Origin of the sequence: Lacticaseibacillus zeae DSM 20178 = KCTC 3804 (genome assembly GCF_000260435.1) — a bacterium.
Lineage (GTDB): Bacteria > Bacillota > Bacilli > Lactobacillales > Lactobacillaceae > Lacticaseibacillus > Lacticaseibacillus zeae.
Genome location: NZ_BACQ01000002.1, coordinates 1 through 10,369 on the forward strand (window position 1 = coordinate 1; position 10,369 = coordinate 10,369).

The following is a 10,369-nucleotide window of genomic DNA, read 5'->3' on the forward strand; positions in this document are numbered from 1 at the left end:
ACAACGCAACGGACGCAAACAAAGCCAACAGTAGGAATTTTACAGCTGACGACTCACCCGGCGTTAGATGCGATTCATAAAGGCATTATTTCAGGACTAAAAGATAAGGGTTACGTTAACGGAAAAAACATTAAGATCGACTTCCAGAATGCTGAAAATGATCAGAGCAATCTGAAGTCAATGTCGGAACGGTTTACCCAAGAAAATGCGGCGGCCACCGTGGGAATTGCAACGCCGGCGGCTCAGGCACTGGCCAATGTTAACCAGAAAACGCCGATCATTCTTGGTGCCATTACCGATCCGGTGGCGGCTAAATTGGTCAAAAATGTCAAAAAACCAGGTGGCAATATAACCGGCGTTTCGGACCAGACGCCGATTGCAGCCCAACTAAAGCTGATTCGGCAAATCATGCCGGATGCTAAAACGCTGGGTGTCATTGCCACCTCTAGTGACGATTCGGCTCAGACACAGGCTAAAATGGTCGCAAAACTCGGGCCCAAAGAAGGCTTTACGGTAAAACGGTATGCGATTAGTTCTACCAATGATTTAAACCAGGTGGCAAGCCAAATGGTCAGCCAAGTTGATGCTGTTTTCGTACCGACTGACAACACGATCGCCAGTGCCATGCAAACGCTGGTTGCGGCGGCCAATGCGCGTAAAGTGCCGATTTTCCCGACTGTCGATACAATGGTTAAACAAGGCGGGGTCGCCACGATCGGGATCAATCAGTTTCATCTAGGTGTCGTAACCGGACACATGTTGGCGGATGTTTTAAAAGGCAAAGCCAAACCCGCAACGACGCCTATTCATTTTGAAAAAACGGGCGAGCTTATTTTAAACGAGAAACAGGCAAAACAGTTAGGGTTGACCTTACCTAGTGCGTTAGTCAAACAGGCAGAGACGAAAGGAACGGTGATCAAATGAGTTTAGGCGTTTCGGCAATTGGTCAAGGATTACTTTATGGGTTAATCGGACTTGGTTTGTTTTTAACATTTCGGGTTCTGGATTTTCCCGATATGACAGTTGAAGGGACTTTCCCGTTTGGGGCGGCAGTCGCGGTTAGTGCGATTACCCATGGCATTTCGCCGATCATTGCGACACTGCTTGCTACCGGAGCGGGGATGCTGGCGGGCTTGGCAACAGGCTTATTAACGACAAAAGGACGGATTCCGGTCTTGCTCGCTGGTATTTTGGTTATGACCGGTTTGTTTTCGATTAACTTAAGAATTATGGGCCGGGCGAACTTATCCTTGTTGCACCAAGCCAATCTTTTTCAGGAATCGTTTTTGAAGGATCTGCCGCCATACTTTAACAGTGTCGTGATTGGGCTGGTGGTTGCGGTTGTCGTGGTCGGCTTACTGATGCTGTTTTTGAACACGCAATTAGGTCAGGGCTTCATCGCTGCCGGAGATAACCCGAACATGGCGCGTAGTTTGGGGATCGACCCTGATCATCAAATGGTGCTTGGCTTAATGGTTGGTAATGGACTCGTTGGGCTTGCCGGTGGCTTGTTAGCACAGAACAATGGCTATGCGGATGTCAATATGGGCATCGGGATCATTGTTATCGGTCTTGCCGCCATCATCATCGGTGAGGTCGTTTTCGGCGAGCTGACCTTGTCGCAACGGTTAGTAGCCGTGATTCTGGGCAGTATTCTTTACCGATTTGTCCTGCTAGTGGTTTTGGCGCTGGGATTCAACGCCGACGACCTGAAATTGATTTCGGCAGTAGTTCTAGCTATTGCCATCATGGTGCCGCAAATCGATCATCAACTGCGATTACGGCGAGTCTTACAAAAAGGGGTGCAGGCACATGGCTGAATTAATATTGGATCACGTCACAGTCAATGTCCCGGTCGCAACGGAAGTCAAAACCTTGCTTCAAGATGTGACGTTGACGGTCAAGACCGGTGATTTCGTAACGGTCTTAGGCCACAACGGCGCCGGAAAATCAACGCTGTTTAACGCCATTACCGGTGATTTGCCGGTGAGTGGAGGAACGGTGACCTTAGCGGGTAAAAAGTTGAATGGGCAGCGTCCGGAGCAACGGGCGCGTCACATTGCCCGAGTCTTCCAAGATCCGAAAATGGGCACAGCCCCGCGGATGACGGTCGCCGAAAACTTGCTATTAGCCAGTCACCGTGGCCAACGATTAAGTTTGCGTTCACGGGGACTTAATGCGCAAAAGGACCGGTTAAAAAAGCTTGCGGCCACAACTGGCAACGGTCTGGCTGAAGCGCTTGATAAGCCGACTGAACAGCTTTCCGGCGGGCAACGGCAAGCACTGAGTCTGTTAATGGCCACCATGCGCGAGCCTGATCTGCTATTACTTGATGAGCACACGGCAGCGTTAGATCCGCACACGAGTCAATCAATCATGGCACTCACCAATCAGATTGTTTCGGATCAACAATTAACCTGCTTGATGATTACCCATCAAGTCGAAGATGCGTTACGTTATGGCACCCGCTTAATTGTTTTGGATGCCGGCCAAATTGTGGCTGATTTTGATCAAAAGAGAAAAGCCGCGCTGACTCGTGACGATGTTTTGGCGTTCTTTAGCTAAAGAATATTTTTTAGTTAACTGAAGCATTCAAGTAAGTTCGTCTCGGCGCATTATGAATGCGGGGCGCGTGAGTCAGATTCAATTTTAGAATGACGAAAAAATCGGTTCCGGATGATCGTGCACATTAATCATGCACGAATCAATCCATCTGGAACCGATTTTTGTATTGCTGGTATAGATTGTTTGTGAGCAGGTTAGCGGTCAGTGTCGATCGTGCAATCGCGCATGACTTGATGTACACTGTTGGCTCGGAGGTAATGTTCAACGATGACAAACCAAGAACTGCAGGCACGCGTGGAAGCTATTTCCATGGCGGCATTTCACCAACCGTTCCGCCACCGTGCCATTTTCAATGCGCGGCTGAAAACAACTGGTGGCCGGTTTCATCCAGCTGACATGAATTTGGACTTTAACCCCAAACTCTTTGCCGCTTATCCCTCGGCAATCACCGATGGCATCATCAAGCATGAACTGGTGCATTATCATTTGTACGCCCAGCATCGCGGGTACCAACACCGCGATCATGATTTCCGCCAATTACTGGCAGCAGTTGGTGGCGCCCGCTTTGCACCGCCGCTGCCCACGACTGGTCGGCAACACATCTATGTTTGTACGCAATGCGGCCGGCAGTTCGTTCGTCGTCGCCGTATTGACGTCAGACGGTATGCCTGTGGCCACTGCCGAGGTAAGTTACGACTACAAAAAACGGTGATCAACTGAGTGGCTTTTGTAACGTTAAATTGACTGGTTCAAAACCGGCCTTGGCGTATACTTCACGAGCCGTCTTATTAGCACTGAGGACATTGAGTTGGATAAAAGATGCCTGGTGACTTTTGGCAAAAGCCGCAACCGCCGCCATCAGCTGCTTCGCCAAGCCGCGATGACGCTGATCAGGGATGACAAAGAGATCGATGAGTTGGGCAAAATGTTGCGGCACGAATTCAGGACTGGCACTGGTTTGTGCTAAGACAACCAAGGCAAAACCGGTAAGTTTCCCCTGACTTTCGGTCACAAATAACCGGGCAAGATCGTTTTGCAGATAATCGGCAAAATATTGGCGGTTATCAGTGGCTAATGGTCGATACGTGTCCGGCGCCAATGTCGCCATTTCCGTTGTAAGCTGTTGGTAAAGATCCACGATTGCAGACAGATCAACAAATTGGGCTTCACGAAGCATTTTAAGTTACTCCTATCTCATTCGAATTAAGCGGTTACGGATAACCAATCATTAAAAAAGATCCGATCAACAAGTTATCGTTGTTGGTCGGATCTTTTTACGCTGCGGGCAAGAAGACTCGAACTTCCATGAGCAAAAATGCTCACAAGATCCTTAATCTTGCGCGTCTACCAATTCCGCCATGCCCGCATGGCTATTTAAGCACAAGAAATATTATAGAAAATCAGATGATCAAAGTCAACAAAAATTTACTATTCGGTTGAACCCGCAGAGTGGCGAAAAGTTGACAAGTCCTGACTGAAAGCTGAACTTGTTTGGTGCTGCTTGGAACGTGTATAATCTGATAGAGCTAACTGTAAACAAATAGGGGGTGTCCAGCATGACGCGTCGAGGGAAAGCGTATAACATTGCTATTATTGGGATTCTCGGTGCTTTAATTATCCTCCAGGCTTATATTCCGATGGTGGGTTATGTTCAGATTTTTCCAGCTTGGCCTGCCATTTCGACGATTCATCTGACCGTCATTATTGGTGGCATTGTTCTAGGATATGGCGGCGGTGCCAGTCTTGGCTTATTATGGGGGCTGACAAGCCTGATCCGTGCTTATACGTCAGCGACCGATCCCGTGACTTTATTGCTTTTTCGTAATCCGGTTATTGCATTGGTGCCGCGCGTCATGGTTGGTCTTGTGGCAGCGTTTATCTTTCACCAAATGTTTAAGCGTCACCAAAGTGCGTTGGCGCAAACCGTTAAAATGGTATTTGCCGGCGTGGCCGGTGCCTTGACCAACACACTTTTAGTCATTGGGTTTACCTGGTTGCTTTTTTCGAGCAAGGCCGCGCAAATTGTGCCGGGTGCCAACGCGTCCAATCTCGGGTGGCTGCTGATCACGGCGCTGGCCATTAACGCAGTTGCTGAAGCTTTGCTAGGTGGTATTGTCACACCAATCTTAGGCCATGCGTTACTACGTTTTCGGCGAAAATAGCTTTAGAATCGGTAATCATGAGTTTTGAGAAACGGAGGTTTTGGATTGACAGATGAAGAGCAGCAAGTCGTTGATTTATTGAAGGCAATGGTACAAGTGCCGAGTGTCGGCGCAAAAGAAGGCCAAGTTGCCGATTTAATCGAAACTTATTTGGCCCCTGAATTGCAGGCAGGTTTGATCAAACGGGAGCGGATCACGTATGCGCCCGGACGCGATAATCTGGTTTTGACCATTGGGGATCCAAATGCCGAACGGTGGCTAGGTGTCGATGGGCATATGGATGTCGTCGATGCTGGCGATGAATCCAAGTGGCAGTTTCCGCCGTTTTCAGGACAGGTAAAAGACGGCAAGTTATATGGCCGTGGGGCAACGGATATGAAATCCGGTCTGGCAGCGGTGGTTGTTGCTTTGAAACAGGTTGCGCATACGCACTTGGATCACGGCATTCAGTTGATGGCCACGGTCGGTGAAGAAATCGATAATTATGGCGCCCGGCAATTGGCCGCAGCGGGTTATGGCGACCGCCTTAATGGTCTTTTAGTGGCAGAGCCTGGCAATAGCAACGTGGATGCGGCTGAGCGGGGAATTATCGATTATACGTTGACCGCGCATGGTAAAGCGGCCCATTCATCGCGCCCGGATCTTGGGGCCAATGCCATTCACGGTTTGTTTGCGTTTGCCAATGCGGCATTGACCGCAACAGCGCCGTTGCAGGCCAAGGATGATCCGATTTTGGGACACGCTACGCACAATATTGATATTATTCATGGCGGGAACCAGATCAACTCGCTCCCTGAGTCGGCCTATCTGCGTGGCAATATTCGCACAACCATGATTGCCGACAATGATGCGTTTATTCAGGCGCTAAAACAAGCAGCGAAAACGCCTGTGCCAAAAGGCGTGCATCTGTCACTTTCAATTGACTCAGTACTGGGTGCGGCTGCTGCTTCGCCTGACAATGCCTTGATTGAGGCCGTTCAGCAGGCCCGGCAACGTATCGGACTCGATCGCGGGGCAGTGGCGTATCGGACCGGGATTACGGATGCGGCCTTGTTCTATCACGATGGGTTGGATCTGGCAATTTATGGGCCGGGAAATGATACATCACATGAGACCAATGAATATGTGGCGCTTCAAGATGTTTTTGACAGTGTGAAAGTTTATAAAGATGTTTTCCTGAACTATTAACCAGAATATTGGCAATCAAAAAACCTTGTGCCGGTCATGCGTACAAGGTTTTTTGACCAACTAAATGCGTTTGTTAGACGCAACTGAGTCTGGTTTACGACTTCTGCCGAATGCCTAGGTGATATTCAGCATGATGGTGCCATGTCGCACCTGCAGGAAGTTCCCAGGCTTGTGCTTGCAAATTCGCTTCAGGGGCAAAACCGATTGCCACGTGAGGCTGTCCGAGAATGCCGTTGAAGTTGTTTTGCGTGCCAATATCGGCGAACGGATCGATTCGGGTAGCTGACGCATCAGTCAGGTAATGGAGTTGCCAATCAGCGGCTGCCAAACCATAGTCCTGCTCGGAATAAACTTTTGGTTGCTTTCCAATTGCGGTTGGCTGCGAGGCAATTGTTAATTTAGCCTGCATCATCGTTTGCGCGGGATCAGCCGTGAGCAGCCAAGGCAATACCAGCCGCGGATGTATGCGAATAGAATCGCTGGTATGGATCGCCATGTCAATTGTCCAGACGTTTGCGTTGTTGAGTCGATGGGTAACGCTGAGCTTACGAGTGCCGGGCTGACCATCAGCACCATCTGGCAAGTCTAACGAAAACGTGATGACTAAATCAGGATCCTGGCTGGTTTTCACCGCCCAGTTCCAGTTTTGCCATGCGCCAGAGGCATCGGCTTCGGTTGGTTGTAGCGGACCGGTCATGGCGCCGAAAAACCCTGGCTGGTGCAAATAGTCTTCTAAAGTGACAAATCCAAGCAGTAAGTTAGGGTCAAATCCGGTCGCATTAGGCAGACGAACTTGTTGGACCCGGGCACCGAACGTTAAAAAGCGTAAGGTCATGTGCTGGTCATTCACCAAAGTATATTGGGTAATTCGTTCCTGACCGACTTTGGCAAAAATTTTGGCGCTTAGTTTCATGGCGAAAACGCTTCCTCTCTCAATAGTTTAAGCCTACAGAAAAATTGCTCCAGATTCAATGCAATCATGACTTGAATCTGCTAGGCTTGATAAGGAAAGAGAAGGGTGGAACCATGAGAACGTTACTTAAGAAGGCCTATCAATTACTGTGGGCACTGTTTATTCTGGCACTTGCTTACAGTTTCTGGGCCCGCGACATTCTGCCCCGGCAGTTGCGACCATATGGTGATCCGGCAAGTTTTGTGATTATTAGTCTGTTTGTGGTGGTGAATGCCATCTTGCTTTACCATCATCATTTTCGCTTCCGTGATTTGAAAATGGAAAATGTCGACATCATGGAAGGCGAGAAATTTGAGGAGTTTTGTGCATACTTGTTGAAGCGAAACGGGTTTAAACACATTCAACTGACACAAGCTTCCGGTGATCAGGGAATCGACATTATCGCCCGAAAGAAGGGGCAGTCCATTGGTTTTCAATGCAAGCGTTATACCGGTTTTGTCGGTAACAAGGCAGTGCAAGAGGTTTGGGCCGGCCATCAATTTTATAAACTTGATCAAGCTGCGGTGATCACCAATAGCGATTTTTCCGATTCGGCAATCGCCTTAGCAGATGATCTGGGGGTCATGCTGATTGATCGTAAAAAACTCAAGCGACTTATGAGAAGACTGCCAAGTTGAGGTGAGCGTGAGCCGACGCGCTTAGAAGTCGGCGAACGCGTTATGGCCTTATGGTAAGTTTGGCAACTGTGTGTGATCAGTTTGAGGAGGCAGCGGATAATCGATGTTACTGGGATTAAAAGCTAGTACAGATGAACGTCAGATTCGTGATCGGTTACAGTACCGTCCTAACGTATTTGAATTTCACTTAACTGAAAATGATTTTACGGCTGAAGGATGGGCCCATTTTTTAAAAATGGTGACTTGGGTTCGCAGCCAGGTGCCTACAGTGGTTTTCCATCATCCGATGCGATTCCGTGGTCAACGCAATGAATTAGCCATGAATCCGACCAAGTATCCGACGCGTTATGATTTTATGATGACTAGTTCGATTAAACTCATGAATCTGGCCAAACAGGTGAATGCGACGGCGTTGATCCATGGGGGTTATCGCGTGGATACAACAGGCGATTATGCCGGGTGGACGGATGTTGCCAAAGCGCAGGATGTTGCTTTAGCGCGGATGATTGCGTTTGCTCAGGAGGCACCGGGACACGTTGTCTTTGAAAACTCCATGTCCCCCATTTTTCGTTATGGCGATCCTGATTTTGAGGCGCGGATATTGCGTTGGCAGCTACCGCTAGCTTATGATACCAGCCACACCTTCATCACGCTTCACGGCGATAACGATCGGCTCATGGCCAGTCTGGCGAATCTAAAGCCTTTGGTTCGGCACTATCATCTTGTCGATTCGATGGGCAAAACGCATGACAGCCTGCCACTGGGGCAAGGCCGGATTGACTGGGCGAGGGTTTTGCCGCTGCTCAACCCTAAGGCCAGTCGGATTTATGAAATCGGGTTGAAGGATCAATTCAACTGCGAAGAAATGATTGCCAGCCATCACTATTTAGAAAAGGTGGCCGAGGAATTAGCCGCAGCCAAGCATCCAGCCTAATTAAGTATTAAACCGTTCTGGCGCTTGATGAACCCAAAAAAAGCGCGTGGCCCATTTGCGTCAGTCAAATACAAAAATCGCGCTTGGAGGTCCGGCTTTTTCAACAAGAGCTGCAATTCCCAGACTCGTAAAGGCGCTTTGCGGGTCAAGTTGGGTTTAAAAATCAGTTGCGGCTGATCGTCCGCGGTTGTCAGGATAAAATCATCAAAACGGCTCGGTGTTGGTTGCGTGTCCAGCAACACAGAGGCGTTTTTGTTTTGGTCGGCTAACAAAGCGAGTAAATCAATCACTCGCATGATGATGCCTCCTTTCTGACGGCAAAAGTTAAGGATTCATGAAGACGGTTGGTGCTTATCAGAACAATCGCATACAATTTAAGCAAGCTTAGTTTGATGAACTTAGAAGAACTTGCGCAGGTTTTATGGGTGCGAGCTTCTGCCTATGTCTCATAAAACGCGTTCGCAGTCGCAGAAATCTCCGTGTAAGGACCTTGGTCGCAATGGCAAAGAGCGCCATCGCGCCCAAGGCCACTTACACTCCGATTTCTAAGCGCTCCTGCTCACGCTCTCTAAATTATAGCTCACTGTTTTGCTTTTGAGACTGTGATAAACTATAACGGTTTGTCTGAAGAGCACGATTCGACTGGAACAGGGAATTTTCTCCAGGCGGATGGTGTTGAATTGTTTGTATTTTAGGAGGTCATCATGGAAGAAGTTGTCATTCTCAGTGCCAAGCGAACGCCGATTGGGAAGCTGGGCGGCGAGCTTGCCGGTGCCAGTGCGGTTGATTTGGGGGTTGCAGCGGCACAGGCAGCTATTAAAGCGGCGCGGGTTGACCCTGAGCAATTGGATCAGGCTATTTTCGGGAATGTCTTACAGGCCGGTTCCGGTCAGAATGTGGCGCGGCAAATTGCGTTAAAAAGCGGGATGGCAAACCGTTCCACGGCCATGACGGTCAATGAAGTGTGCGGATCCGGATTAAAGGCGATTCGGCTGGGACAGGCGGCGATTCAATTAGGGGAAGCTACCGCTGTGCTGGTTGGCGGTACAGAGAGCATGAGCCAGGTTCCTTATTACGCCGAAGCCATGCGCGCTGGCCATAAATTTGGCGACACGGCATTTGTTGACGGACTCAGCCGCGATGGTCTAAATGACGCCTTCAGTCAGCAACCTATGGGGATCACCGCGGAAAATATTGCCACGCGCTTTGAGATTAGCCGTCGCGACCAAGATGAGTTTGCCCTGCGCTCACATTTACGCGCGGCAGCGGCAGCGGCTGAAGGTCGATTTAAATCGCAGATGGCGTCAGTCACGATTGCTGGTCGCCATGGCGATGTCACCGTCGAAACCGATTCCGCCATCCGTCCAGACACTTCGCTGGCCCAACTAGCCAAGCTGCCGCCGGTTTTTGAAGTGGGTGGTACGGTGACGGCTGGCAATGCAAGCGGTATTAATGATGGTGCGGCGGCTTTGGTTTTGATGGCCAAAAGTAAAGCCGAGCAACTAGGACTACATTATTTAGCGACGATTACCGATTATACTGAAGTCGGCATCGATCCGGATATCATGGGCTATGCGCCTAAATTGGCGATTGATCAATTGCTTCAGACCAATGGCACTTCGATCGCGTCTATTGATCAAGTAGAACTTAATGAAGCCTTTGCCTCCCAAAGCGTTGCGGTGATGCGTGACTTGGGCTTAACCGATGAACAGGTGAATATCAATGGCGGTGCCTTAGCGTTAGGCCATCCACTTGGGGCGTCCGGTGCGCGCATTATGGTTTCATTACTTTATAACCTAGCTGAACGCGATGAAAAAACCGGCATCGCGGCTTTGTGTGTCGGCGGTGGTATCGGCATTGCGATGCAGATCGTCCGGCATGTTTAGGAGGACGTGATGAAATTTTATGAAAAAACGCCTGAAGAAAGGCG

12 protein-coding genes and 1 tRNA gene are annotated in these 10,369 nt (G+C 49.3%); 9 read left to right on the forward strand and 4 right to left on the reverse strand.

The annotated features are described in order from the left end of the window. The 4 genes from trpX to GSO_RS00180 all read left to right on the forward strand — a co-directional run. On the forward strand, window positions 1-924 hold a 924-nt coding region (trpX, locus tag GSO_RS00165), incomplete at its 5' end, for a tryptophan ABC transporter substrate-binding protein (protein WP_010487624.1). Next, window positions 921-1,820, forward strand: a complete 900-nt coding sequence (locus tag GSO_RS00170) for an ABC transporter permease (RefSeq protein WP_010487627.1) — start codon at window positions 921-923, stop codon at window positions 1,818-1,820. The genes trpX and GSO_RS00170, both read left to right, overlap by 4 nt. Then, window positions 1,813-2,565 carry an ABC transporter ATP-binding protein gene (locus tag GSO_RS00175; protein WP_010487629.1) on the forward strand — a complete coding sequence of 251 codons (753 nt, stop codon included), beginning with the start codon at window positions 1,813-1,815 and terminating at the stop codon, window positions 2,563-2,565. The genes GSO_RS00170 and GSO_RS00175 overlap by 8 nt, the downstream gene beginning before the upstream one ends. Before the next feature lie 267 nt (window positions 2,566-2,832). After that, window positions 2,833-3,285 (forward strand): SprT family protein, encoded by a 453-nt coding sequence (locus GSO_RS00180; protein WP_010487630.1) that lies wholly within the window; start codon window positions 2,833-2,835, stop codon window positions 3,283-3,285. Here the strand turns inward: GSO_RS00180 and GSO_RS00185 are convergent. Further along, window positions 3,278-3,742, reverse strand: coding sequence for a GNAT family N-acetyltransferase (locus GSO_RS00185; RefSeq protein ID WP_010487633.1), 465 nt, complete (start codon window positions 3,740-3,742; stop codon window positions 3,278-3,280). The genes GSO_RS00180 and GSO_RS00185 overlap by 8 nt on opposite strands. A 103-nt stretch (window positions 3,743-3,845) precedes the next feature. Beyond that, window positions 3,846-3,931: transfer RNA gene (locus tag GSO_RS00190), tRNA-Leu, on the reverse strand. A gap of 190 nt (window positions 3,932-4,121) precedes the next feature. Between GSO_RS00190 and GSO_RS00195 the strand changes: the two genes are divergently transcribed. After that, complete coding sequence (locus GSO_RS00195; RefSeq protein ID WP_010487635.1) at window positions 4,122-4,727, forward strand: ECF transporter S component; 606 nt, start codon at window positions 4,122-4,124, stop codon at window positions 4,725-4,727. Between the two features lie 45 nt (window positions 4,728-4,772). Next, window positions 4,773-5,915 carry a M20 family metallopeptidase gene (locus GSO_RS00200; protein ID WP_010487636.1) on the forward strand — a complete coding sequence of 381 codons (1,143 nt, stop codon included), beginning with the start codon at window positions 4,773-4,775 and terminating at the stop codon, window positions 5,913-5,915. Window positions 5,916-6,009: 94 nt separating this feature from the next. Here the strand turns inward: GSO_RS00200 and GSO_RS00205 are convergent, their stop codons facing one another. After that, window positions 6,010-6,828 carry an aldose epimerase family protein gene (locus GSO_RS00205; protein ID WP_010487640.1) on the reverse strand — a complete coding sequence of 273 codons (819 nt, stop codon included), beginning with the start codon at window positions 6,826-6,828 and terminating at the stop codon, window positions 6,010-6,012. Window positions 6,829-6,941: 113 nt separating this feature from the next. Here GSO_RS00205 and GSO_RS00210 point away from each other — a divergent pair, with 113 nt between their 5' ends. Then, window positions 6,942-7,505, forward strand: coding sequence for a restriction endonuclease (locus GSO_RS00210; protein WP_010487642.1), 564 nt, complete (start codon window positions 6,942-6,944; stop codon window positions 7,503-7,505). A 103-nt stretch (window positions 7,506-7,608) separates the two neighbouring features. Beyond that, a complete protein-coding gene (locus tag GSO_RS00215; RefSeq protein WP_010487643.1) occupies window positions 7,609-8,439 on the forward strand; it encodes a TIM barrel protein in 831 nt (276 codons plus the stop codon). Here GSO_RS00215 and GSO_RS00220 read toward each other — a convergent pair. Beyond that, entirely contained in the window at window positions 8,436-8,735 is a 300-nt protein-coding gene (locus GSO_RS00220; protein ID WP_010487645.1) for a hypothetical protein, read from the reverse strand. The genes GSO_RS00215 and GSO_RS00220 overlap by 4 nt on opposite strands. A 408-nt stretch (window positions 8,736-9,143) precedes the next feature. Between GSO_RS00220 and GSO_RS00225 the strand changes: the two genes are divergently transcribed. Further along, window positions 9,144-10,325, forward strand: coding sequence for a thiolase family protein (locus GSO_RS00225; protein ID WP_010487647.1), 1,182 nt, complete (start codon window positions 9,144-9,146; stop codon window positions 10,323-10,325). Window positions 10,326-10,369 lie beyond the last annotated feature (44 nt).

Coding starts and splice junctions, on each gene's coding strand:
- GSO_RS00170 (WP_010487627.1), top strand. CDS start 921: ATGAGTTTAGGCGTTTCGGCAATTGGTCAAGGATTACTTTATGGGTTA.
- GSO_RS00175 (WP_010487629.1), top strand. CDS start 1,813: ATGGCTGAATTAATATTGGATCACGTCACAGTCAATGTCCCGGTCGCA.
- GSO_RS00180 (WP_010487630.1), top strand. CDS start 2,833: ATGACAAACCAAGAACTGCAGGCACGCGTGGAAGCTATTTCCATGGCG.
- GSO_RS00185 (WP_010487633.1), bottom strand. CDS start 3,742: ATGCTTCGTGAAGCCCAATTTGTTGATCTGTCTGCAATCGTGGATCTT.
- GSO_RS00195 (WP_010487635.1), top strand. CDS start 4,122: ATGACGCGTCGAGGGAAAGCGTATAACATTGCTATTATTGGGATTCTC.
- GSO_RS00205 (WP_010487640.1), bottom strand. CDS start 6,828: ATGAAACTAAGCGCCAAAATTTTTGCCAAAGTCGGTCAGGAACGAATT.
- GSO_RS00210 (WP_010487642.1), top strand. CDS start 6,942: ATGAGAACGTTACTTAAGAAGGCCTATCAATTACTGTGGGCACTGTTT.
- GSO_RS00215 (WP_010487643.1), top strand. CDS start 7,609: ATGTTACTGGGATTAAAAGCTAGTACAGATGAACGTCAGATTCGTGAT.
- GSO_RS00220 (WP_010487645.1), bottom strand. CDS start 8,735: ATGCGAGTGATTGATTTACTCGCTTTGTTAGCCGACCAAAACAAAAAC.
- GSO_RS00225 (WP_010487647.1), top strand. CDS start 9,144: ATGGAAGAAGTTGTCATTCTCAGTGCCAAGCGAACGCCGATTGGGAAG.